The organism is Methylobacterium frigidaeris (genome assembly GCF_022179185.1).
Lineage (GTDB): Bacteria > Pseudomonadota > Alphaproteobacteria > Rhizobiales > Beijerinckiaceae > Methylobacterium > Methylobacterium frigidaeris.
In genome coordinates this window covers 289270-312233 of sequence record NZ_BPQJ01000004.1, presented here as the reverse complement: position 1 = coordinate 312233, position 22964 = coordinate 289270, and the positions used below count along the sequence as shown (strand labels likewise).

Here is a 22964-nt window from a genome sequence, read left to right as displayed (position 1 = left end):
CCGCAGGGACGACGCCGTCCACGCTTCTCTTTCTCAGATGAACTTGTCAAAGAGCAGGCCGGCCCGAACCGGCGATCATCGGCGACAACAGGACCAGTGCCTGACCAAGGTCAGGCTCGCTGGCCCAGACTGTGCAGAAGACGTCTCAGCGCCCGGTCCGCAGGAGCGGCCGGCGCCGATGGGTGGTCGTATAGGCTCGGGAATTTGCCTCGTCAACTCCTTTGTGACGCTCTCGCGACGGAGACCCCATTCCCCGGGTCCCCTCCCCTGCCGGAATCAGGCGGCCGCACAATGGCTGCGCGCATCGGCGACGGCGCGGCGGGCCTCGGTTACGGCTTCAGCCAAGCCGGTCCCGGCCGTGATGGCGGCCTCGAGCGCACGGCAGGCGGCCACCAGATCCTCGAAGCCGAGGCTTCCGGCCATCGCCATCATGAGGTGGGCCTCGTGGGCCAGTGTCGCGAGGTCGGTCTGCGGCGCGAAGGCGGTGGCGAGCTGCCCGATCAGCCGGTCGCGCCGGCGGCCGACCTCCGCCTCGCCGATCAGGCGGGTGAGCTCGGCGGTCTTGTGTGCGTCGAGCACCGGCGGGCGTGGGGGCTCCGCCGGGCGGCGGGGCGCTCCCGGGAGGATGCCCGTAGTCGCCGCGCGGATCGCGGCTTCGGTCAGGCGCACGCTCACCCCAGTGCCGGCCGCCACGCAGGAGAGCGCCCCCGCCTCGGTGAGGATCAGCACCGCGGCCATCAGGGCGGCGGGCGACAGGCCGCACTCGTCGACGAGCCCACCCTCCCCTCCCGCCAGCGGCAGGTCGCGGGCGGAGGCGTGGAGCAGCGCGAGGAGATGAGTGACGGGGTCGGCCGGTCCCTCCCCTGATGCGAGGCCGGCGCGGCGTGCGGAGAAGCCGGTGCAGGCCTCCGCCACGGCCGCCCAGGAGGCGGGCTCGCCAACACGGAACGCCACGTCGCAGGCACCGGCGAGGCGGCCGGCGAGGTCGACGCTCGGCACCGGCCTGGTCGGCGTCCCGGCCCGGGCGGCGCGCAAACCCGGTAACCCGACCTTGCCGCTCAGGAGGATCAGGTCGGCCTCGGCGGCGCACGCCACCGGCACGAAGGCCTGGCTGAAGGCTGCGGCCTCGGCGGCGCCCGGGGTCGGGCAGATCAGAACCCTGGGCCGGCCACTCAGGCCGAAGCGGCGCCAAACCGCGTCGGCGCCGGTCTCCGGCGCCGGGGCCTCCGGGCGGGTCAGCCGGTCGAGGGCGGCATAGAGCGCCTGCGGGTCGAGGGGCTTCACCAGGATGGTGTCGAACCGGGCATCGACGCCCCGCCGGGAGGCGGGGCCGTGCCGGTCGGCCGTCACCCCGATCAACCGCACCCTGTCCCCCGGGCGGGAGATCTCGCGCATCAGCCGCGCCAAGGCGTAGCCGTCCATCTCGGGCAGGTGGTAGTCGAATCATCACCACGTCGTGGCGGCGCTCGCTCAGGAGGCGCAGGCCGAGGAAGCCGTCCGAGGCCACGTCGACGCTGTCGCCCCGGCGCTCGCACAGGGCACGCACGAGGTCCTGGAAGATGGGATCGTCCTCGACCACGAGAAGGCGCAGGCTCATCGGGTACTCCGCTCGGGCGAATACGAGAGGCAGTCTGTCATGGACGCGGGGCCGGCCGCGGGTGGCCTCGGGCGGCAGGATCGCGGCGCCAGGGGGCAGGCGGCCGGTGGGACGCGCCGGCGCGAGGGCGACGGTCGCGAACGGGCTGCCGGTGGGCGCGGCGAGCAGGTCATTGTCCGGTGTCACCGCGACCGGGAAGTCGCTGCGGCGCACGAGCGGCGCGGCCGGGGCCTCAAGGGCGTCGGGCTGTAGCACGCGGCCGTGCGCATCGGCTTTGAAGCCAGGGTCGGAGCGGGGCGCGAGGTCGAGATAGGCGCTGCGGGCGAACGGCTCCGCCGGACGGGATGCCGGAGCGTCGGAGCGAGGGGCGAAGAGCAAGCCGACCACCCGCGGAAACAGCCCGTCGTAGCGGTTGACGACCGCCACGAAGGCGCGCTGCTGGCCCGCCCGCTGCAGCGCCAGGGCGTAGCCGTAGACCGTGGCCTCCTTCGGAAACCACGCCACGGCGCGGCGTAACCAGGCGAGCGCCGCGTCGAACCGGCAGGTGTTGGTGGCGTACTAGGCGAGCGCCTGCGCGCCCTCGCCGGAGGCGGTGGCGGCGGTCATTTCGGCGTAACGGCGCAGGCGCTCGGGCTCGATCGCCGGAGGCACGGCCCGGGTCAGGTCCCGCTCCAGGATGTCGATGAACAGGAGCGCGTTGTTCACCAGCGGCTCGCGCCAGGCATAGGCCACGTCCTCGGCCTCCCGGCGCAGTCCGATGCGCAGCAGGGTATGAGCCAGGCCGTGCGCCACCATCGCGTCGCCGCCCCGGGCGACGGCGCGCTTGAACCAGGACAGGGCCTCCGGCAGGTCGCTGCGCTTGAAGGCGTACCTGGCCACGAGCGCCGCCTGGTTGGGATCGGGCGCCGCCTCCGCATAGGCCTGGAAGGCGGCGAGGTCGGCGGGCGCCACCGCCTGCCCGGCCTCGCCGTGCAAGACCGCGCTGAGGCGGGCACGGATGAGGTCGATGCGGATCGACGCGAGGTCGCCGCCCGGGATCGCCGCGCAGAGGCGGTCGATCTCGGCCATCGGCAGCAGCGGCAGCGCCCGCAGGAGGCCGGCCCGGCGCTCGTCGGCGCTCGCGCGCGGGGCGGCGAGCCCCCGGGAGAAGAGCGCGATCGCCTCCGGCACCCGGTCGGTGCGGACGAGCGCCTCGGCGATGCTCCAAGCCACCTCCGCCTCGGCCGCCTCGATCTCCGGCCGGCGCCGGTCGGCGAGGCCCGCGAGGTCGGACCAGCGGCCGGCCTTGGCGAGCGCCCGCACCTCGTCGCGCATCTGGCGGCGGGCGAGCGCGCCGGCGAAGGCGCCGGAAGGCTTCCAGCCCGGCTCGGTCCGGGCGCGATCAGTCAGCGCCTTGTGCAGGGCGTCGAGGCGGCCGGCATGGAAGAGATCCCAGAAGCCCTCCTCGTCTTCCGCCCCTGGCTCGGCAGTCCAGAGGTCGGCGGGGGGCGTCCAGCCCGGGAAGCGACGCGACAGGCGCTCGGCCTCGGCCGCGACCCGCTCGGGCTGGCGCTGGGATGCGTAGTAGCGGAGCGGCCGTCTCGTCGGGCCGCGTCTCGGCCGCGGCCGCCGCTCCGGCGAGGCTCAAGGCGAGTTCAAGGGCGAGGATCAGCGCGGGGCGCATGCGGGATACCTCGTCTTGAGCGCGGCGAGGGCGGGAACGGCGTGCCGCGGGCGGCGCAGGCGGCAAGCGCCGGGACGGCGCCGTAGCCGGATTCGGTGAGGCGGGCGGTGACCTTGCCGCTCGCCGTGTCGACGAGGGGGAGGTTGCCGGCATCGGTCCGGGGCCAGAGGCTCAGGAATGGCGCGTAGAGCTCGGTATCGGTCGTCCCCGCCACGGCGAGGTAGAGCGGGATGCGCAGGCATTGTAGGCGAAGTCGGGGGCGAACCCGTCGGCGGGCCTCGGCGCGGCCTCCGCGAGGGAGACCCACTCGCTCGGCAGGCGCGCGGACCCGAACCGGGCGGCGCGGATCAGCCGGCGGCCGCTGCGGTCGAGCCCGTCCCGTCGAATTTCGGGGCGAGGAGCGGCATCCGGTCGAAGGCCGGGAAGACCCAGTAGGACAGGTTGACCACCGGGCCGCCGGCGCGGTCCTCGGCGGCGGACCCCGCCACGCCGGGCAGCAGCAGCGGCCCGTGGGCGGCCCGCGGCAGGATCAGCTTGCGCCCGAGCTCGATCGCAATGCCCCGGCCGGCGACCCGGTGCGAGGGGTCGTTCCACAGCGCCACCGCCTCGGCCAGCGCCCAGGCGACCAGGAGGTCGCCGTCGGCGGCGTCGTTCATGTCGGCGACGGCGGGGCGCCGGTCGGGCTCCCAGCGCCAGGCGAGGAGCTGGCGGCGGACGGCCGGGCTCGCCTCCGGCGCCGGGGGGCCGGCCGGCGCGTCGCGTCCAGGCATCGCGCAGGGCCTGCGGCTCGAGGCCGGCGGCCTTCAGGAGCGGCGCGTCGGGACTGCGCAGGGCCGCCACCACCACGGTCGGCCCGACCACGTCGCTGCGCCCGGCCGCGAAGGCGAAGGGGATCGGCCGGCCCGCGGCGAGGCCCAGCCGCGTCGCCAGGGTGGCGGCGGCCGCCATGGTGTCGCGGTTGGGGGCGGGCACGGACAAGGTCGGCGCGCGGCCCTCCGCCCCCGCCCGGTACGGGAAACCCGCTGCGGCGGTGGCGGCGAGATCCGGCTGGCGCGCGATCCGGGCCAGGTCGGGGATGGTCAGGCGGGTGCTGGCGCGCAAGGTCAGGCGCGCCCCGGCCGGCGCCGCACAGGCGCGGTCGTCGGCCCGCGGCAGCTCGGCGAGCAGGGTGATGCGGTTGAGGCCCGGGCGCAGCGGCAGGCACACCGTGCGCCGGCGCAAGCTCTCGCCCCCGGCCTTGCCGAGGGGGACGCTGCCCGCCGCCTCGCCGTTGATCGACACGCTGACCTGCGCGCCGGGCGCGAGGCCGGCCGGGTAGGTCGCGTCGAGGTCGAGGGCGATCTTGGCGTAATCCGCCGCCAGGAGGTCGTGCGGCAGAGCCAGATCGAGGGTGAGCTGGTGGGTCCGCCCGCCGATCGCCGCATCGGTGAGCCCGAGATCGGCCAGGGTCAGGCTCTCGCCGCCGGTGATCCGCCGGCCACCCACGTCCCGAAGGACCGCCAAGCCCTCCGGGCTGCCCTGCGGCGGCAGCGCGGCCAGTTCGCCGAGCTGCGCCAGGGCCGCCGTCACGTCGGCCTCGCCAGCCCCCGTGACCACGACCACCGGGCGGCGCCCGGCCATGCCCGGCAGAAGGGCGAGACGCGGGCCGGTGACGGGGCCGAGGGACGCAATGTCGAGGCTACGGGCGAGATCGGCCGCCGGGGCCACGGCCAGGGCGATGCCGTCGCCGGATTCGGGCGTCGGCGCGAAGGACACGGCGGGCTGGCCGAACCGGCCAGCGAGGGCCAGGGCCTGGGCACCGGCGATGAGACCCTCGACGGGGCGCTCCGACAGGCGCTCGCCGGTCTGGATCGGGCGGATCGGCACGGCGCCCTCGGACCCCGGCCGAACGGCGGCGAGATCGGAGAGGTCGGGCGCGGCGGGGAGGCCGGCGATGGCGGTCCGCCAGACGGCCGCGTCCACGGGAGCCTCAGACGAAGGCGCGGCCGGATCGGGGGCCGACGCCGGGACAGGCGCCGGGACCGGGATTGTGGCGGCGGGATGCGGCTCTGGCCCGACCGCCGCAGGCGCATGCACCGGAGGCGCCGCGACGGGGACGGCCGGCGCAGGCAAAGCAGCGGCGAGCGCGGGTGCTGGACCCGAGCGCTCGCGGGCGATCTCGTCGGCGAGAAGCACCTGCGGGGCCGGCTCGGCGACCGGGACGCGCGTCAAAGCGGCCACTTCCGGTCTCTCGGCCGGTCTCTCGGCCACCAGCGGCACCGCCTGCGGCACGGGCGCGGGCAAGGCCGGCGGCGCGGATCGGGGCGCGGCCTGCCGAGATAGGACAGGGCCCGCATCGGCTCGGCGATGCCCCAGGCGAGGAAGCGGAGGGTACCGGTGAGGAGATCGCGGTGGCGCCGGCGTCCTTTCAGGAAGCCGCGCAGGGCACCGGCATCGCCGTACATCAGGCCCGCCACCGTGTGGTACTGGGCTGGCGCCAGGGGCGCGAAGGCGACGACGCGCAGGTCGGGCGCCGGCGCCGCCCGCAGGGTGAAGCGCAGGGGCGGTCCGGCGGCGGCCTGGAGGACGCCGCCCTCCGGCATCGCCGGCCAGGACCCGCCATCGCTTCGGCGCAGGCGCAGGGTCGCGGCCTCGGTGCTCATCCGCTCGACGACCACCGGCACTTGGACCGGCACTTGGACCGGCCCTCGCACCGCCTCCTGCCCGGATCCGATCACCGCCAGCGCCGGCCGGCCGGCAGGCTGGGCACGCGCTCCTCCTGGCGCCGCTCGGCCGCGACGCCGAGCGCCACGCCGGCGATCACCAGGTTGAACCCGCACCTTATACCCTCGCGCCTTGCGATCGACACGTCGATGGCAAGGCGTCCGGCGCATCAGCGCCGGCGCCCGTTCGGGCTTGCCTTGCGCCTCCGAACGAGTCCGTTCGAAGGCGCGGCGGTATTAGGCCGTCCGGCCAAGACCGGCCGCTATCGTGGGAGCCGCCTCCAGCCCCGCGATCAGGCGGCGGGTCTCGAGCGCCGCCGCAGTGCAGCGGGCGCGGGCCCGGGCGAGTGCCATCCCGAAGGCGGTACGATCGCGCGCGACCTCGTCCTCGGAGCAGGATTCCAGCTCGGCGCAGGCCCGGGAGAGGGACGCGAAGCCGAGCATGCCGGCCGCCGAGACGAGGCCGTGCGCCTCGAAGCGCAGCCGCGTCCGCTCGGCGGCCTCTGTCCCCTCCCCCGTGAGCGCCCCGGTGACCTGCTCGGCGAGGTGGCCGAGGAGACGGCGGACCGCCTCCGGCGGCAGGTAGGCGCGCACCCCGTCGTAGAGCGCCTGGTCCAGCAGAGCGGGCTCGTCCTCCTCGGGCAGGTCGCCATGAGACAAGTCGCGATCGAGCCAGCGGGCGAGCCGGGCAGTGAGCTCGGCCGGGGTAAAGGGTTTGCCGAGGTGGTCGTCCATCCCGGCGTCGCGAAACGACTGGACCTGGTCCGGCAGCACGTTGGCGGTCATGGCGATCACCGGCACCCGCCCGGCCGCGCCGGGCAGGCAGCGGATCAGCCGGGTCGCCATGGTGCCGTCGAGGCCCGGCATCTGCACGTCCATCAGGACGAGGTCGTAGACCCCGGCCTCGACCGCCCGCACCGCCTGGAATCCGTCGGTGGCGACGTCGACGCTGTGGCCGGCCTTGCGCAGCATCAGGCAGGCCAGCTCGCGGTTCACCTCGATGTCCTCGACGAGGAGGATGCGGCCGGGGCGCCCCGGGGCCACGGCGGCGCGGGCCTCCGGCAGCGCCTGGTCCTCGGCCCGGGGCAGGGTCAGGGTGAACCAGAAGGTCGCGCCGCGGCCGGCCTGCGAGATCACCCCGATCTCGCCGCCCATCGCCTCGACGAGGCGGCGGCTGATGGCCAGCCCGAGACCGGTACCGCCGTAATCGCGCCGGATCGAGCTGTCGACCTGCAAGAAGCGCTCGAACAGCCGGTCCTGCTTGTCCGGCGCGATGCCGATGCCGGTATCGACGACGGACAAGCGGATCCGCTCCCCGGCCGGGCCGCTGCCCTCGTGGCGTAAGGAGAGGGCGACAGTACCGCGGGGGGTGAACTTCACCGCGTTGTTGAGGAGGTTGAGGAGGATCTGGCGCAGGCGCGCCTCGTCGCCGACAAGGTGGCGCGGCAGGCTCGCGTCGATGGCGCTCGTCACCGCGAGGGTCTTCTCGGCGGCCGCGGCACCGACCACCCCGAGGCAGCTCTCCGCCAGGGCCTCGATCGCGAACGGCTCCCGGCGCAGGCTCACCGCCCCGGCCTCGACCGAGGAGAAGTCGAGGATGTCGTTGACGAGCGTGAGCAGCCCGCCGGCCGAGGTGCGGGCGAGGCCGGCATAGCGCCGCAGCTCCGGCTCCAGGCCATCCGCCTGCGCCAGGAGGCCGGTGAAGCCGATGACGGCGTTCAACGGCGTGCGGATCTCGTGGCTCATCGCCGAGAGGAAATCGGTCTTGGCGGCGTTCGCCCGCTCGGCCGCGGCCTTGGCGGCTTCGGCGGCGGCCTTGGCAGCCTCGGCGGCGGCCTTGGCAGCCTCGGCGGCGGCCTTGGCGGCGACGAGCCCGGCCTCGGCGTCCTTGCGGGCCGAGATGTCGAGGTTCAGGCCGGTCACCCGCAGGGCCCGGCCGTCCCGGTCGCGGCAGAGCCGGCCGATCGCCTGGATCCAGCGCTGGCCACCGGGCTGCTGGACCCGGAAGGCGGCGTCGAAGGTGCCCCCGCCGGCGATCGCGCCGCGCAGGGCCGCGAGCGCCGGCTTGCGGTCCTGCGGCACCAGCCGCCGCAGCCAGGCGCCGAGCCCGATCACCGCCAGCCGGTCGCCGGGGAACCCGTGCAGCCGCGCGCTCTCGGGCGCCAGCGTCACCTCGCGGGTGACGAGGTCGAGGTCGAACAGGCCCGCGCCCGCGGCGTCCTGGGCGAGGCGCAGGAGGTCGCCGGTCTCCTCCAGCGCCTTGCGGGCGGCCAGGATCTCGTCGATGTCGAGAGCCGAGCCGAGCCAGCCGAGGAGCGCGTCGTCCTTGCGCAGGGGCTGGAAGGAGAGCTGGTGCCAGCGATAGGCGCCGTCGCGGTCGCGCAGGCGGCCCTGCGCCTCGCCGCTGCCGCCCTCTGCCAGAGCCCCTTGCGCCAGGGCCGCGTCGATCCGCGGCCGGTCGTCCGGGTGGTAGCGGTCCTGCCGCGCCGCTCGGCCCGGCCCGATCGCGCCGAAATAGCGCTCGAAGGCCGGGTTAGCGTAGACCGTGTCGCCGGTGTCGGTGCGCTCCATCCAGACGAGCTGGGGCAGCGTGTCGGCGAGGGCGCGGTAATGCGCCCGGCTCGCGCGGAGCGAGGCTTCCGTGTCCGGGCGCGACGCCGCGTCGCGGATCGCCGCGACGTAAGGCGGTCCTTGCGCAGACAGGCGGGTCTCGACCCAGATCCAGCGCCCGTCGGCATGGGACAGACGATGCACCAGGGCGCCGCCGCCGGCGAGCAGGGCCGCCACGCCGGCGCGGTCCTCAGGATGCACCAGCTCCGCCAGGGTGAGACCCTTGAGGGTTTCGGGCGGGCGGCCCGTCAGCGCCCGGCTCGCCGGCGAGGCGGAGACGAGCCGGCCGGCGCCGTCGATCCCGGCGAGGAGGTCCGGGCAGCCGGCGAGCAGCCGCCCCGCCGCCCCGCGTCCGAACAGGCGGGCGAAGACGGCGCGCCAGCCGCGCGCCTCGCGGCTCACGCTGTCACGTCCCATCGTGTCACGCCCCATCCCGATCGTCCGGCATCGCGCCGCGCACCGCCCTCGTCCGCGCCCGGGGGACCACCGGGTGCGGACCTGTATCGGGACCCATCGTCATGGCGGGGCGGTCTCGGGGAAAGAACGAAAACGTGTCGGAAGACAGTTAACTATGAATTCATTAAACGAGGATTAACCTATCGCTGCGATCAGAACCGGCATGAACGTTACGTCCACCACGCCACAGATCGGTTCGACTTCCGCGGCGTCGACGGCCGTGGCGGCCGAGGCGCGGTTCGGCAGCGAGCGGCGGCGCGACCTGCGCTTGCCCGTCACCCTGTCGGCGCGGCTGCGCCATGGCGGCCGGAGCTACCGCACCGAGATCCTGAACCTGAGCCGCGGCGGCCTGCTGCTGGCGCCGGTGGCGGCGGCCCTGCTCGTCCCAGGCACCACGATCCGGGTCGAAGCGGCCTCGATCGGCGAGGTCGAGGCCCGCGTCGTCAGCCTGAGCGCGCTCGGGATCCACGCGCGGGTCGAGGACACCTCCGAGCGCTTCCAGAACGCCCTGGTGCGCCTGGCACGCCTGACGCGGATCTGGACGGCGCCGGACCTGTGATGCGATTTTCACGTGGGGCGCTCGAAGAAAGGCAGGGCGCACCTCCCCTCTCGCGTCTGGGAGAAGGGATCCCGTGCTTTGCCGGCATCGGAACAGACGTTCCTAACCTCAGAAAGGCTGAGGATGAAACGATATCAATCAATGTAATATTGTCAGCCGAGCGCCGCCAGACAAAACCATAGCATTACCCTAGAGCAGCGCGGAAGCGGCCAAGGTCGGGGCTCATCGGTCATCGGAAGGCGCACGCGTCGCGTGGCTTCACCGCCCCGTGGGGCCGCCTCCGCCCCGTCATTCGCAGGATCTGCCGCTAGGCCTCGGCCCGAACGGGTGCCGGGGCGATCGTCGCGGCCCGTCTCATGGGTGGCGTCATGCCTCCCTCCGTCGGTGTCGCCCTCGCCGCCGATGCGGGAGAGCATGGAGGGGAGCGTGATCCCGTCCGCGCCCGCCGTCAAGCGGTTATGGAACCGTCGCCGGGGCGTCGGCGCCGAGGCGGGTGGGCTTGGTGCGGATGTCCATGGCATTGCCGCGCCAGACGATGTCGCGGGCGACCCAGGCGGCGAGCCAGATCGGGATGAACAGGAGGTCGCGGGCGAGGCAGGCGAGCGGCCAGCGCCAGGAGCGCGGCCAGCCGTTGCGGGCGGCGAGCCGCCACTCGGCGCCGTACCAGACGGCCGCCGTGCCGAGCATCGCCGCGAGGCCGGCGAGCCCCCCGCCCGCGGCCGGGTAGGCCGCCAGCATCGGGATCACCGCGCCGGTGCCGATCTCGGGGGCGAAGAACAGCGGGAAGGTGACGCGGCGCAGGCGCGCCCAGCGCAGCTGGCGCAACCACACCTCGGCGGCCCGCCGCGGCCCGAGCGGCTGGGCGAAGGGCGAGGCGACGAGGTGGACGTGCCGGCCCATCGCCCGCACCAGCTTGGTCGCCGCGGCATCCTCGGCGATCTCGGCGCCGAGCGCCCGGATGCCGCCTTGCGCCTCCAGCAGCGGGCGGTACCACAGCATGCTCTTGCCTTGCGCGAAGCCGAGGCCCAACGCCTCGCCGACATATTGCCAGCGCGCCTGCAGGGTGTTGAGGAAGGCGCACTCGACCTCGGCCCAGACGCTGCCCGGCCGCGTGCCGACCGGCGTCGAACAGACGAGGCCGGTGTCGGGACGCCAGGCGGCGCGCAGGCGCTGGATGTAGTCCGGCGGCATCAGGACGTTCGAGTCGGCCAGGATGATCCAGTCGTGGCGCGCCGCGTCCCAGCCGCGGATGCAGTTGTTGAGCTTCGGGTTGTCGCTCACCCGCTCGTCGCCGACGATCAGCCGGGCCGGCACGCCCGGATGCATCGCGATCAGCCGCTCCACCAGGGGCACGATCGGGTCGGTGGCGCGGGCGACGCAGAAGATCAGCTCGTAGTTCGGATAGGCGAGGCGGAACCCTGAGCCCAGCGTCTCCTCGCTGTAGGTCTCGAGGCCGCACACCGGCCGTACCACCGTGACCGGCGTCTCCTTGAGCCCGGCCGAGGCCGGATCGGGCCGGCCGAGGCGGCGGAGCGCGATGGCGAGGCTCGCGAGGTTGATCACCGTCAGGGCGAGGCAGATGATGGCGGCGATGCCGGTACCGGTCATGCGGGTCCTCCCGGGCCGGTGCCGACCCGCGCCCTGTCCTCCCCTCAAACAGACGGGCTGTTGCACCCGTATGACGGTGCCGCCCCCTGAGCACCTGTGTCCCTGTCCGGCACCACTCTGGATTCCGCCTCCGGCCCAGCTAGATCCCCGCGCAACCGCCAACCGACGAGCCCGGCATGCCGCTGACCCCCAATTCGCTGACCCCCGATCCCCGCCCGACCCTCCAGGCCCCCGACGACGATCCCCATCTCTGGCTCGAGGAGATCGACGGGGAGCGGGCGCTCGCCTGGGTCGAAGCGCAGAACGCCGACACGCTCGCCGCCTACGCCGACGGCCGCACCGCCGCCGACCGCGACGGCCTGAAGGCCGCCCTCGACCGGCCGGACAAGATCCCGGGCGTCACCCGGCGGGGCGGCTTCCTCTACAACCTGTGGCAGGATGCCGAGCATCCCCGTGGCCTGTGGCGGCGCACGACGGAGGACGAGTACCGCAAGGCCGAACCGGCCTGGGACGTGCTCCTCGACCTCGACGCGCTCGCCCGCGACGAGGGCGAGGATTGGGTGTGGAGCGCCGCCGCGAGCCTGCCGGGCAGCCATGCCCGAGCCCTGATCCAGCTCTCCCGCGGCGGCGGCGACGCCACGGTGGTGCGCGAGTTCGACCTCGCCGAGCGCCGCTTCGTCGCGGACGGCTTCGCGCTGCCGGAAGCCAAGAGCATCCCGGTCTGGCTCGATCCCGACACGCTGCTGCTCGCGAGCCCGCTCGGCGGGCCGGAGCACGCGACGCCCGCGGGCTACGCCCGCACCGTGCGGCTGTGGCGGCGCGGCACCGACCCGATCGACGCTCCGGTGATCTTCTCCGCCGGCCCGACCAGCATGGTCGCCTACGGCTACCCGGACCGGGAGGCGACGCCCGAACGCCTGGTCTTCGTCGAGCGCACCGGCTTCTTCGACGGCACGGTCAGCCTCGGCGACCGCTCCGGGCCGAAGACCCGCCTCGACATCCCGACCGATGCCGACGCCCATTGGCACCGCGGCTTCCTCAGCCTTCGCACCCGCACGCCGTGGGCGGTGGGCGGCACGACCCATCCGGCCGACAGCGTGCTCGGCATCGGGCTCGACGCGTTCCTGGCTGGGGACAGGGACTTCCAGGTACTGTTCACCCCCGGCCCGCGCCGGGCGCTGCAGGGCTTCTTCTGGACCGGCGGGCACCTGGTCATCTCGGTCCTCGACGACCTGAAGGCGATGTTTCCGGTCTTCACCCCCTCGGAGAGCGGGTGGGTGGAGAGCCGCATCCCGGGCCTGCCGGAACTCGGCGTCGTCAGCGTGTGGTCGATGGACGGCGAGGAGGAGGAATCGAACGGCGACCTGCTCGTCGCCGCCAACGATCCCGTCACGCCATCGACCCTGCTGACCACCCGCCCCGACCTCGCCGCCCCGACGCTGCTGAAGCAGGCCCCCGCCCTGTTCGAGGCCGACGGCCTGGTGGTGACCCGGCACGAGGCGGTGTCGAGCGACGGCGAGCGCATCCCCTACGTCCAGGCCGGCCCGCCCGGCGAGACCGGCGAGGCGCCGGTGCACCTCTCGGGCTATGGCGGCTTCCAGGTCACGAACCTCGCCGGCTACTCGGCGGTGCTCGGCCGGCTCTGGCTCGCCAAGGGCGGCACGCGGGTGGTGGCCAATATCCGCGGCGGCGGCGAGTTCGGCACCCGCTGGCACGAGGCGGGCCGGCGCGAGGGCAAGGCCCTCACCCACGACGACTTCGCGGCGGTGGCCGCCGACCTGGTGCGCCGCGGCGTCACGCGGCCCGGCCGCATCGCCGCCGAGGGCGGCTCGAACGGCGGGCTCCTCATCGCCAACATGCTGACGCGCTATCCGGAGCGCTTCGGCGCGCTGTTCTGCACCGTGCCGCTGATCGACATGCGGCGCTACACCAAGCTGCTGGCCGGCGCGAGCTGGATCGCCGAATACGGCGATCCGGAGAACCCGGAGGACTGGGCCTTCCTGCAGCGCATCTCGGCCTATCACGTCGCTGAGGCCGGCAAACCCTACCCGCCGATCCTGATCGCTACGACACGGCGGGACGACCGGGTGCATCCGGGCCATGCCCGCAAGATGGCGGCGAAGCTCCAGGCCCTCGGCTACGACGCCCGCTTCTACGAGCCCGAGGCCGGCGGCCATTCCCATGGCAAGAACAGCGCCGAGACCGCCGCCTTCGCGGCGCTTGGCGCCGCTTTCCTGCGCCGGGCGATCGGCTGGGAGCCGGAGGTGGCCGGAACCTGATCGGGCCTGCGCAGTCGAACCCGGGAACCTTGGGCGCGGCGTGCACGTCATCCCGGCACAGAAGCGTGGCACAATGCCGTCGCGTCCTGCCGGATAGGGGATCTCCACGATGCGCGCCGCAGCGTTTCTCCTCGTCACCTTTTGCGTGGCCGGGATCGGTGAGGCGCGGGCCGGAATTCTGATCCGGGTCGACAAGACGACCCAGCGGATGACGGTGACCCGGGACGGGCAGACGCTCTACGACTGGCCGGTCTCCACCGGCATGGCCGGCTACAGCACGCCCCGCGGCGCCTACTCGCCCTCGCGCATGGTGGTCGATTACCGCTCGCGCGAGTGGGACGACGCGCCGATGCCGCACGCGATCTTCTTCACCGGTCGCGGCCACGCCATCCACGGCAGCAGCCATACCGGCCGCCTCGGCACCCCCGCCTCGCATGGCTGCGTGCGCCTCGCCCCGGGCAAGGCCGCGACCCTCTACGCCCTCGTCAAGGCCGAGGGCATGGGCAACACCCGGGTGGTGATCGGCGGCGACGAGACCGCCATCGCCGGGCGCGCGACCCCGCGTCGGGAAGCCCGGACGCCCCGGGAGCGCCTCGATCAGGAGGGCTTCGCGCGGAATGCCCGCGCCTCGCGCGGCCGCTCCTACGATCCTTGGGGCGACGACGGCTGGCAGCCGGTCGGGGCGGCCTACCCGTCGCCCTACGGGGCGCCCTACTATTCCTACGGCCCGTCGTACTGAGCGACGGTTCGGTCCAACGCTCGCCAGGTTATCCCGGGGCGCGAGAGCGGAGCCCGGGGTGATCCCCCGCGGTGGGCCGATCGATGTCCATCCTACGGCCGGGGGAACAGGGCGATCACCGCGACGGCTCGCGCGCGACCATCCCGGCCAACCGCGCCACCTCGGCCCGCAGCACCGGCAGCAGCTCCGCCTCGAACCATGGATGCTTCCTCAACCACGGCGTGTTCCGCCAGGACGGATGGGGCAGCGGCAGCAGGCGGGGGCGCTGGTCGTGCGAAAAGATCTCGCGCCAGCGCGCCACCGTGCCGGTGAGGCCGCCGGGCTGCCGCCCGAGATGCCAGGCTTGCGCGTATTGCCCGATCAGCAGGATCAGCTCGAGGTCCGGCAGGCCGGCGAGAAGCGGTACGCGCCAGGTCTCGGCGCATTCGCGCCGCGGCGGCAGGTCGCCACCCTTGGCGTCGTGACCCGGGAAGCAGGCGCCCATCGGCACGATCGCCACCAGGTCGGGATCGTAGAAGGCCGGCTCGTCGAGGCCGAGCCATTCGCGCAGGCGCTTGCCCGAGGGGTCCTGGAACGGCACGCCGCTCTGGAACGCCCGGTTGCCCGGGGCCTGGCTGGCGATGCAGATCCGGGCGCGGGACGTGCCCTGGACGATCGGCCGCGGCTCGACCGGAAGGGGAGGACCGTGGCGCGGCGCCTCGCGGCAGAGCCGGCAGGCGCGCACGCGCTCGGCCGTCTCGGTGAAGTCCGCATCGGGGTTCGGGGCTGCGGATGAAAAAAGGGTGCGGCTCGCGCCGCACCCTGAAGTCGTCTCGGGTCCAAAACTGGAAGTCATCTCCCTCATATAGGGCGGTGGTTAAGGGTGTGGTGCGCGATCACACCCCGCGGAGCGCCGTGAGGTCGAGCGGCAGCGAGCGCAGGCGCTGCCCGGTGGCGGCGAAGACCGCGTTCGAGATCGCCGGGGCCAGCACCGGCACGCCGGGCTCGCCGATGCCGGTCGGCGCCGCGGCCGAGGGCACGATGTGGACCTCGACCTTCGGCATCTCGCTCATCCGGGTCGGCTCGTAGGAGTCGAAGTTCGTCTCCTGCACCTGGCCGTCCTTGAAGGTGATGCGGTTGCGCAGGACCGCCGAGAGCGCGAAGCCGACCGCGCCCTCGACCTGGGCCCGGATGATGTCCGGGTTCAGCGCCACGCCGACATCCACCGCCGCCACGATGCGGTTGACCTTCACCTTGCCGGCCTCCGCCGTCACGTCGGCCACCATCGCCACGTAAGAGCCGAACGACTCGTGCGCGGCGACGCCGTAGCCCCGGCCGGGCTTCGAGTCGCGGGCGCTCCATCCCGCCTTCTCGGCCGCCAGCGTCAGCGCGGCAGAGAGCCGCGGCGCCTGTTTCAGAAGGCCGAGCCGGTAGGCCACCGGGTCCTGGCCGGCAGCATGGGCCAGCTCGTCGACGAACACCTCCATCGCCTGCGCGGTGTGCGAGTGCCCGACCGAGCGCCACCACAGGACCGGCACGCCCTCGCGGGCGTTGTGGACCTCGAACCGGTAGGCCGGCAGGGCGTAGGGGGTGTCCGACGCGCCCTCGACCGTGGTGGCGTCGACCCCGTCCTTCACCATCATCGCCTCGAGGGCGGTGCCGATGATGATCGACTTGCCGACGATCTTATGCTCCCAGCCGGTGATGGCCCCCTTGGAATCGAGGCCGGCGCGGATGCGGTGATAGGCGGCGGGGCGGTAGTAGCCGCCGGTGATGTCGTCCTCCCGGGTCCAGACGAGATGGATCGGAGCCTTCTCGCCGGTGGCCTTGAGGATCGCGGCGGCCTCCGCGATGTAGTCGGCCGAGGCCGTGGCGCGCCGGCCGAACGAGCCGCCCGCCCACAGGGTGGTGATGCGGATCTTGTCGGCCGTGGTGCCGAGGATGCCGGCGGCCACCGCCTGCTCGATGGTCTGGAACTGCGAGCCGGCATAGATGTCGTAGGCGCCGTCCGCCGCCCGCTCGATCGTGGCGTTGAGCGGCTCCATCGGCGCGTGCGCCAGGTAGGGGAAGCTGAACTCCGCCTCCAGCACCTTCGCCGCACCCTTGATGGCGCCCGCGGCGTCCCCGCGCTTCGAGGCGACGAGGCCGGGCTTGTCGGCCATCGCCTTGTAGGCGGCCTGTTGCGATTCCGTGGACTGGCGCTCGGCGCCGGCATCGTCCCAGGTGAGCGTCAGGGCCTCGCGGCCCTTCATCGCCGACCAGGTGTCACGCGCCACCACCGCGACGCCGCTCGGGATCTTCACGATCTGCACCACGCCCGGCACCGCCTTGGCGGCCGCGTCGTCGACGCTCTTCAGCGTCGCGCCGAAGCGGGGCGCCCGGGCGACGAGGGCCGTGAGCTGGCCCGGCCGGCGCACGTCGAGGGCGTATTGCGCGCTGCCATCGGTCTTCGCGTGCGAATCGAGCCGCGGCAGCTTGGTGCCGATCAGCCGGAAGGCCGAGGGGTCCTTCAGCGTCGGGTTCTCGGGGATGGCCTGCGTCGCCGCCTTGGCGGCGAAGGCGCCGAAGCGGGCCTCCTTGCCGCTCGCGTGGCGCAGCACGCCCTTGTCGATGGTGATCTCGGTGGCTGAGACCTTCCACTCTTGGGCCGCGGCGGCGACCAGCATCGCGCGGGCGGCGGCGCCGGCCTTGCGCAGCTGGATCCAGGAATTCGCCACCGCGGTCGAGCCGCCGGTACCCTGGATCGGCCCGAAGGCGAGGTTGTTGTACAGGCTGGCATCGGCCGGGGCGAAGACCGCGCGCATCTGCGCCCAGTCGGCGTCCAGTTCCTCGGCCACGATGGTGGCGAGGCCCGTGGTGTTGCCCTGGCCCATGTCGAGGTGCTTGATCACCACCGTCACGGTGTCGTCGGCGGCGATGCGCACGAAGGCGTTGGGCTTGGCCGGAGCCTTGGACAGGTCGGGGCCGCCCGCGGCCCGCGCGCCCCTGGGGTCGAGGGTGAGGCCGATCACCAGGGCGCCGCCGGCGGCGGCGGTGCCGCGCAGGAAGGCGCGGCGGGAGGAGAGGCCGACGTCGCGCGTCTTGAGGCTGTGGTTGAGCATGGCGGCGTCCCGGTCAGGCGAGGGAGCGGGCGGCGTCGTGGATCGCCGCCCGGATGCGCTGGTAGGTGCCGCAGCGGCAGACATTGCCGTCCATGGCGGCGTCGATGTCGGCGTCGCTCGGCTTCCTGTTCTCGGACAGCAGGCCGATCGCCGACATCATCTGGCCCGACTGGCAGTAGCCGCACTGCACCACGTCGAGGCTGCGCCAGGCAGTCCGGACCGCCTCGGCCACCGGGCCGGAGATCCCCTCGATGGTGGTGATCTTGGCCTCGCCGACATCGCCGAGGCGGGTCTGGCACGAGCGCACCGGCTGCCCGTCGAGATGGACCGTGCAGGCGCCGCATTGCGCGATGCCGCAACCATACTTGGTGCCGGTGAGGTCGAGGTGGTCGCGGATCGCCCAGAGGAGCGGCATCTCGGGATCGGCGTCGACCTCGTAGGACCGGCCGTTGAGGGTGAGCTTCGTCATCGTGCGCTTCCGACGAGAGGCTGGAATGGTTCCAGGACTTCTTGTGTGCGGCTGCTCCTGTACCCTGGGCAAGCATGGCCGATGTGCGCCAGCGCACCCGCCCTCGCGTGCCGCAGGGGCAGGGCGAGACGAGCCGATGCGTCGCATTCGTGGGGTTTCGGCAGGAGGACCTTAACGAACTTCGGTCAGCCTCTCCCGGACCGGCCGACGGTCTGGAGCACCGTCCGATCGCACTGCGATCGAGCGATGCTCCAAGTCGTTGTTTTTGCCGCATTTTCCACGACGGTTCGGTCTCCGCTCCGTCGGAGAATGCTCGATGGCGGCGAGGGAGCGGCACGACCCGATCGCGATGTCCGAAGTCACGGCGGAAATGGTTCAGCGCGGGCGCGGCCCGACGGCGGAGGAGGCGGCCCGGCGGCGCAAGGTCGCGCGGGACGTGCGCTCCGCCCGCGAGCGGCTGACCTCCTCGATCGGGCTCGAACGCGCCTTCGATTACGAGCTCCTGCGCGTCTACGCCCAGTACCGGATCGGCGCCTTCCTGCCGCTGGTGGTGCTGGCCTGCTGCATCGCGGCGGCCTCGGTGTTCTGGGCCCCGGCCCTGCTGAGCGGCGCCTGGTGCGCCGGCGTGCTCGCGGTGATCGCGGCGAACACCGCACTGTCCCGCTCCTTCCTGCGGCAGGACCCGGAGGCCTTGTCGCTGCCGGCCTCGCGCCGGCGGGTGATCATGGGCGAAGTGGTCCAGAGCGTCGCCTGGGCGCTCCTGGTGCTGATGCTATTCCAGGTCGAGGCGGCGAACGCCCGCACCTTCGTGATGTTCGTCCTCGTCATCGTGGCCGCCGTGACCACGATGCTCGCCGCCACGGTGCCGCTCGGCGCCTATGCGGGCCTTCTGCCGCTCAGCGCCGCCACCGCCGCGCTCCTGTGCCTGTCGCGCGAGGCGGAATCGATCCTGCTCGTCGGCATGGCGGTCTGCGCGCAGCTGTTCTTCCTGTTCCTGTCGAACCACCTGCACACCTCGACGGTCTCGGCGCTGCAATCGCGGGCCGAGAAGGACGCGATCTTCGGCGAGCTGGAGCAGGCGAAGGCCAATTCCGACGAGGCGCGCCGGCGGGCCGAGGAGGCCAACCTCGCCAAGTCGCGCTTCCTCGCCACCATGAGCCACGAGCTGCGCACGCCGCTCAACGCCATCCTGGGTTTCTCGGAGGTGATGAAGAACGAGGTGTTCGGCCCGCATTCCTCGGCCTCCTACCGGGAATATTCCACCGACATCCACGACAGCGGCCTGCACCTCCTCAACCTCATCAACGAGATCCTCGACCTCTCGCGCATCGAGGCCGGGCGCTACGAGCTCAACGAGGAGGCCCTGCAGCTCGCTTACGTGGTCGAGGAGAGCCGGCACATGATGACGCTGCGGGCCCGGGCCAAGAACCAGACCTTCCGCGAGCTGATCGACCCCACCCTGCCGCGGCTCTGGGCCGACGAGCGGGCCCTGCGCCAGATCGTGCTCAACGTCCTGTCGAATGCGGTCAAGTTCACGCCGCCGGGGGGCGAGATCACCATCAAGGTCGGCTGGACCTCGTCGGGGGGCCAGTATGTCAGCGTGAAGGATACCGGCCCGGGCATCCCCGAGGACGAGATCCCGACCGTGATGTCGTCCTTCGGACGCGGGTCGCTCGCGATCAAGACCGCCGAGCAGGGTTCGGGCTTGGGCCTGCCGATCGTGAAGGGCCTCGTCGACCTGCATGGCGGCGGCTTCCAGCTCAAGTCGCGCCCGCGGGAGGGCACCGAGGTGATCGTCACCTTCCCGGCGACCCGAGTGATGGACGCGCTGCCGGCGCTGGCGGAGGATGTCCCGGTGCGCCCGGTGCGGGCGGCGTGAGGGGTCCGCAAGTTCCCCGTGTGATGATCGCGATGACATCGACCGGAGGGCATCGTAACACCCTCCCCTTTCCCGGACGATCGTAGTGTCAGCGGAAGGAGATCCGGGACAGGGGAGCCGCACACCCCTTTCGCCATGACGGCGTCAGCCGTCAGGCCAGCGGAATGTCCAGCACGAAACGCGCCCCCGTCCCACCGCCCTCGGTGCTCAGCCGGCCGTCGAGCTGGCGGATCAGGCTCGCGATGATCTTGAGGCCGAGCGAGCGCTGGCGCACCGTCACGTCGAAGCCCGGCGGCAGGCCGACGCCGTCGTCGCGGACGGTGAGGCGCAGGCCGTCGGCCCGCACCGAGAGCGCGACCCGCACCGGCCCGGTGCCCTGCGGGTAGGCGTGCTTGACCGCGTTGGTCACCAGTTCGTTGACCACGAGGCCGATCGGGATCGCCTGGTCGGCGCTGATCACCTTCGGGTCGGCCTCGCAGGCGAGGTCGTGGCCCGGCGCCTCCTCCTGGAGCTTCGCCACCAGCTCGCGCAGGAAATCCGCCAGTTCGACCATGCCGAGTTGGTGGATGCCGCGCCAGAGGTGGTCGTGCACCTCGGCCACGGTGGCGATGCGCGCGCCCGCATCCTCAAGGGCGTGGCGCACCTCATCGGACTGAGCATCGCGCGCCTGGAGACGCAGCAGGCCCGCCACGACGCCTAGGCTGTTCTTGACCCGGTGGCTCATCTCCCGGGTGAGCTGCACCTGATGGTCGAGGGCGTGGCGCAGGCGCGCATCGCCCTGGTGGCGCTCGACCGCGATGCCGATCAGCCCGGCGAAGCCGGCGAGGAATTCCTGGTCGGCGCGGTCGAAGCCGTGGCCCTCGGTGCCCCAGGCCTCGAGCACGCCGTAGGCGCGCCGACTCTCGTCGCCCAACGCGATCGGCACGTTGACCGTGTGGCAGAGGCCGGCGGGCGCCGGGCCCTCCGGCAGGTGCAAGCCCTCCGGCGGGTGGAAGCGCGCGCCGTCGTGCTCGGCCCCGGGCCGGATCCCGTTGGCGAGCACGCCGGCGCCGGTGCGGAAGGCGTAGGAGGCCGGCGTGGCCTCGTCCCCCGCCGTCAGGTCCGTCCCGACGCGATCATCCCCGAGGCCGGTGCAGGCCCGGATCACGAAGGCGTGGTCATGGGCGCGGTATTCCAGCACCTGGCAGCACGCGGCGCTCAGGCCCTCGGCGCAGAGCTCGCTCGCGCGCCGCAGGAGCGCGTCGAGGTCGCGGGTCTGCAAAGCCATCCGGGCGAAGGCGCCCATCAACGCCTGCTGCCGCAGCCGGTACGGCAGCTCCGCCCGGCCGCTCCCGGCCTCGTGCGCCTCGCGGATCGACCCGTCACTCGCCATCCACCGGGACTCTCGTAACACGAGGTGCCTTCCCCCAAGGCACGTCGGATGGCCGGACTCTTACGCCATCCTGCCCCGAGTACAAGCCGAGCCCGCACGGGCTCCACTAGAGCAGGCAGCGCCGGCGCTCGACCAGGCGCAGGATCATCGGGGTCAGGATCAGCTGCATCGCGAGGTCGAGCTTGCCGCCGGGGATCACCACCGAGTTCGCCCGCGACATGAAGCTGCCGGCGATCATCGAGATCAGGTAGGGGAAGTCGATGCCCTTCGGGTCGCGGAAGCGGATCACCACCATCGATTCGTCGGCGGTCGGAATCCAGCGGGCGACGAACGGGTTCGAGGTGTCGACCGTCGGGATGCGCTGGAAGTTGATGTCCGTGTTGGTGAATTGCGGGCAGATGGTGGTGACGTAGTCGGGCATCCGGCGCAGGATCACGTCGGTCACCGCCTCGGTCGAGTAGCCGCGCGCTGCCTTGTCGCGGTGGAGCTTCTGGATCCACTCCAGGTTGATCACCGGCACCACGCCGATCCTGAGGTCGGCCTGCCCGGCGATGTCGACCCGCTCGTTGGCGAGCGCACCGTGCAGGCCCTCGTAGAACAGGAGGTCCGAGCCCTCGGGAAACGCCTCCCAGGGCGTGAAGGTGCCGGGCTCGGCCTGGAAGCGCGCGGCATCCTCGGCATCGTGCACGTAGTGCCGGGTGCGGCCGCGTCCCGAGGCGGCGTACTCGCGAAACACCGCCTCGAGCTCGGGCAGCAGGTTGGCCCGCTCGCCGAAATGGCTCAGGGTCGGCTCGCGGACCATCGCCTCGCGCATCGCCGCCCGGTCGAGGGCGTGGAAGGCATCGCCCTCGATGAACACCGCCGCCACGCCCTCGCGGCGAAAGATCTGCTCGAAGGTGTTGCGCACCGAGGTGGTGCCGGAGCCCGACGACCCGGTGACCGACACGATGGGGTGGAGCGCCGACACCGCCGGTCAGGCCCGCAGCAGCCCGCGGGAGGCGAAGAGCGGCGAGCCCCCGGCGTCGCGGTCCGCCTCGAGGCGGCGGGCGAGGTCCGCCACCTCCCGGGCCGGCCCGATGGCGAGGGGCGTGCATCGGTCGAGGTTGCCGGCGGCGAGGTCGAGGATCGCGCGCCCGCGCCCGTCGGTGGCGGCCCCGCCGGCGGCCTCGATCGCCAGCGCGATCGGCGCCGCCTCGTGGACGAGCCGGATTCCCGCATCCGGGCGAGGATCCGCCGGACGGAGATGCAGCCCGCCGCGGGTCAGCACCCGCTGGGCGCCGGCCGCGAGGCAAGTGCAAGCAGGAGACGCGCAAGCAGGGGAGGCGCCGGCCTGGCCTCCATCCGCACCCCGCGGAGCTTCGCCGCCGCGGCGGGCCGCCTGCGGCACGCGGAGTGCGGCAGGCGGCCGGAAGGCGCCGCTCTGCGGATCGAGGATCCGCGTCGTGGTCGCCGTGCCGTCGGTCAGGGTCAGGAGGGTGCGCGGGCCGTAGACGACGAAGCCCGCTGCGACCTGCGTCCGGCCGGGCGCCAGGAAGGCCGCTTCCGGGTCCGGCCCGGCCGGACGCAGGGAGAAGAGCGTCCCGGCCGGCATCCCGCCCTCGAGGTCGTCTGCCCCCTCGAGCGGGCAGAGGGCGAGGACGAAGGCGGCCCCGGGCACGCGGCGTTCCGGCCGCTCCCCGTCGCGCCAGGCGATCGCCGCGATGTCGGCCCCGCGCAGGGCCTCGGCGAAGATCCGCCGCGCGGCGGCCCTCGGATCTCCGGGGATCGCCGCGATCACCCCGGCGGTCGCGGCGGCGGCGGCCGTGAGGGCAGCGAGCACCGACGCGGCGGCCGGCGGGCGCCGCGTCGGGCGCGCATTGATGCGGGCGCTCAGAAGCATGTGCGATCCCCGAGAATGCCCCAGGAATAATATCCCAACTGGACCTGCCAGTGGTCTCGCCTGCAGCTTAGG

General features: G+C 73.2%; 18 protein-coding genes and 1 pseudogene. 5 read left to right on the top strand and 14 right to left on the bottom strand.

Annotated features, from left to right (window positions below; genetic code table 11):
- Positions 1-276: 276 nt before the first annotated feature.
- A complete protein-coding gene (locus MFF64_RS06590) occupies positions 277-1422 on the bottom strand; it encodes a response regulator (RefSeq protein ID WP_099906023.1) in 1146 nt (381 codons plus the stop codon).
- Between the two features lie 34 nt (positions 1423-1456).
- Between MFF64_RS06590 and MFF64_RS06585 the strand changes: the two genes are divergently transcribed.
- The gene (locus tag MFF64_RS06585; protein ID WP_099906021.1) at positions 1457-1849 is read left to right on the top strand and encodes a hypothetical protein; all 393 of its coding nucleotides are present in this window, start codon (positions 1457-1459) and stop codon (positions 1847-1849) included.
- Between the two features lie 306 nt (positions 1850-2155).
- Here the strand turns inward: MFF64_RS06585 and MFF64_RS06580 are convergent, their stop codons facing one another.
- From MFF64_RS06580 to MFF64_RS06565, 6 genes and pseudogenes are all read right to left on the bottom strand, one after another.
- On the bottom strand, positions 2156-2911 hold the full coding sequence (locus tag MFF64_RS06580; protein ID WP_099906019.1) for a hypothetical protein: 756 nt from the start codon (positions 2909-2911) through the stop codon (positions 2156-2158).
- Positions 2912-3607: 696 nt separating this feature from the next.
- Positions 3608-3916, bottom strand: coding sequence for a glycosyl hydrolase family 8 (locus MFF64_RS38130; RefSeq protein WP_369010712.1), 309 nt, complete (start codon positions 3914-3916; stop codon positions 3608-3610).
- A 460-nt stretch (positions 3917-4376) separates the two neighbouring features.
- Positions 4377-4880: pseudogene (locus tag MFF64_RS39015) on the bottom strand (cellulose biosynthesis cyclic di-GMP-binding regulatory protein BcsB); the annotation flags it as partial.
- 587 nt (positions 4881-5467) lie between these two features.
- On the bottom strand, positions 5468-5935 hold the full coding sequence (locus tag MFF64_RS06570; RefSeq protein WP_238190119.1) for a hypothetical protein: 468 nt from the start codon (positions 5933-5935) through the stop codon (positions 5468-5470).
- A 38-nt stretch (positions 5936-5973) separates the two neighbouring features.
- Positions 5974-6108, bottom strand: a complete 135-nt coding sequence (locus tag MFF64_RS37805; protein ID WP_273557142.1) for a hypothetical protein — start codon at positions 6106-6108, stop codon at positions 5974-5976.
- Positions 6109-6199: 91 nt separating this feature from the next.
- Entirely contained in the window at positions 6200-8989 is a 2790-nt protein-coding gene (locus MFF64_RS06565; RefSeq protein WP_238190117.1) for a PAS domain-containing hybrid sensor histidine kinase/response regulator, read from the bottom strand.
- Positions 8990-9191: 202 nt separating this feature from the next.
- Between MFF64_RS06565 and MFF64_RS06560 the strand changes: the two genes are divergently transcribed.
- Entirely contained in the window at positions 9192-9587 is a 396-nt protein-coding gene (locus MFF64_RS06560; protein WP_099903343.1) for a PilZ domain-containing protein, read from the top strand.
- 456 nt (positions 9588-10043) lie between these two features.
- Here MFF64_RS06560 and MFF64_RS06555 read toward each other — a convergent pair whose 3' ends face one another.
- Positions 10044-11195: a ceramide glucosyltransferase gene (locus tag MFF64_RS06555; protein WP_238190114.1), complete on the bottom strand. Its 1152-nt coding sequence runs from the start codon at positions 11193-11195 to the stop codon at positions 10044-10046.
- Between the two features lie 176 nt (positions 11196-11371).
- Between MFF64_RS06555 and MFF64_RS06550 the strand changes: the two genes are divergently transcribed.
- Entirely contained in the window at positions 11372-13474 is a 2103-nt protein-coding gene (locus tag MFF64_RS06550) for a prolyl oligopeptidase family serine peptidase (RefSeq protein ID WP_238190112.1), read from the top strand.
- 109 nt (positions 13475-13583) lie between these two features.
- Complete coding sequence (locus MFF64_RS06545; protein ID WP_238190110.1) at positions 13584-14213, top strand: L,D-transpeptidase; 630 nt, start codon at positions 13584-13586, stop codon at positions 14211-14213.
- Between the two features lie 115 nt (positions 14214-14328).
- Here the strand turns inward: MFF64_RS06545 and MFF64_RS06540 are convergent, their stop codons facing one another.
- The 3 genes from MFF64_RS06540 to MFF64_RS06530 are packed head-to-tail and all read right to left on the bottom strand — an operon-like array spanning position 14329 to position 17762.
- Positions 14329-15048 carry a uracil-DNA glycosylase family protein gene (locus MFF64_RS06540; RefSeq protein WP_099905563.1) on the bottom strand — a complete coding sequence of 240 codons (720 nt, stop codon included), beginning with the start codon at positions 15046-15048 and terminating at the stop codon, positions 14329-14331.
- Positions 15049-15088: 40 nt separating this feature from the next.
- Positions 15089-17293, bottom strand: a complete 2205-nt coding sequence (locus MFF64_RS06535) for a xanthine dehydrogenase family protein molybdopterin-binding subunit (protein WP_099905562.1) — start codon at positions 17291-17293, stop codon at positions 15089-15091.
- A gap of 13 nt (positions 17294-17306) precedes the next feature.
- Complete coding sequence (locus MFF64_RS06530; RefSeq protein ID WP_099905560.1) at positions 17307-17762, bottom strand: (2Fe-2S)-binding protein; 456 nt, start codon at positions 17760-17762, stop codon at positions 17307-17309.
- A 349-nt stretch (positions 17763-18111) separates the two neighbouring features.
- Here MFF64_RS06530 and MFF64_RS06525 point away from each other — a divergent pair, with 349 nt between their 5' ends.
- On the top strand, positions 18112-19641 hold the full coding sequence (locus MFF64_RS06525; RefSeq protein ID WP_099905565.1) for a sensor histidine kinase: 1530 nt from the start codon (positions 18112-18114) through the stop codon (positions 19639-19641).
- A 151-nt stretch (positions 19642-19792) separates the two neighbouring features.
- Here the strand turns inward: MFF64_RS06525 and MFF64_RS06520 are convergent, their stop codons facing one another.
- The 3 genes from MFF64_RS06520 to MFF64_RS06510 form a co-directional block, all read right to left on the bottom strand.
- Positions 19793-21013: a sensor histidine kinase gene (locus MFF64_RS06520; RefSeq protein WP_238190108.1), complete on the bottom strand. Its 1221-nt coding sequence runs from the start codon at positions 21011-21013 to the stop codon at positions 19793-19795.
- A gap of 106 nt (positions 21014-21119) precedes the next feature.
- The gene (locus tag MFF64_RS06515) at positions 21120-21980 is read right to left on the bottom strand and encodes a phosphoribulokinase (protein WP_099908342.1); all 861 of its coding nucleotides are present in this window, start codon (positions 21978-21980) and stop codon (positions 21120-21122) included.
- 6 nt (positions 21981-21986) lie between these two features.
- The gene (locus MFF64_RS06510) at positions 21987-22892 is read right to left on the bottom strand and encodes a fructose-bisphosphatase (protein ID WP_099908339.1); all 906 of its coding nucleotides are present in this window, start codon (positions 22890-22892) and stop codon (positions 21987-21989) included.
- Positions 22893-22964 lie beyond the last annotated feature (72 nt).

Bases quoted from the DNA above. Each gene is read 5' to 3' on its own strand.
- MFF64_RS06590 (WP_099906023.1), bottom strand. From the start codon at position 1,422: ATGGACGGCTACGCCTTGGCGCGGCTGATGCGCGAGATCTCCCGCCCG.
- MFF64_RS06580 (WP_099906019.1), bottom strand. From the start codon at position 2,911: ATGCGCGACGAGGTGCGGGCGCTCGCCAAGGCCGGCCGCTGGTCCGAC.
- MFF64_RS38130 (WP_369010712.1), bottom strand. From the start codon at position 3,916: ATGAACGACGCCGCCGACGGCGACCTCCTGGTCGCCTGGGCGCTGGCC.
- MFF64_RS06565 (WP_238190117.1), bottom strand. From the start codon at position 8,989: ATGGGACGTGACAGCGTGAGCCGCGAGGCGCGCGGCTGGCGCGCCGTC.
- MFF64_RS06560 (WP_099903343.1), top strand. From the start codon at position 9,192: ATGAACGTTACGTCCACCACGCCACAGATCGGTTCGACTTCCGCGGCG.
- MFF64_RS06555 (WP_238190114.1), bottom strand. From the start codon at position 11,195: ATGACCGGTACCGGCATCGCCGCCATCATCTGCCTCGCCCTGACGGTG.
- MFF64_RS06550 (WP_238190112.1), top strand. From the start codon at position 11,372: ATGCCGCTGACCCCCAATTCGCTGACCCCCGATCCCCGCCCGACCCTC.
- MFF64_RS06545 (WP_238190110.1), top strand. From the start codon at position 13,584: ATGCGCGCCGCAGCGTTTCTCCTCGTCACCTTTTGCGTGGCCGGGATC.
- MFF64_RS06540 (WP_099905563.1), bottom strand. From the start codon at position 15,048: ATGACTTCCAGTTTTGGACCCGAGACGACTTCAGGGTGCGGCGCGAGC.
- MFF64_RS06535 (WP_099905562.1), bottom strand. From the start codon at position 17,293: ATGCTCAACCACAGCCTCAAGACGCGCGACGTCGGCCTCTCCTCCCGC.
- MFF64_RS06530 (WP_099905560.1), bottom strand. From the start codon at position 17,762: ATGACGAAGCTCACCCTCAACGGCCGGTCCTACGAGGTCGACGCCGAT.
- MFF64_RS06525 (WP_099905565.1), top strand. From the start codon at position 18,112: ATGTCCGAAGTCACGGCGGAAATGGTTCAGCGCGGGCGCGGCCCGACG.
- MFF64_RS06520 (WP_238190108.1), bottom strand. From the start codon at position 21,013: ATGGCGAGTGACGGGTCGATCCGCGAGGCGCACGAGGCCGGGAGCGGC.
- MFF64_RS06510 (WP_099908339.1), bottom strand. From the start codon at position 22,892: ATGCTTCTGAGCGCCCGCATCAATGCGCGCCCGACGCGGCGCCCGCCG.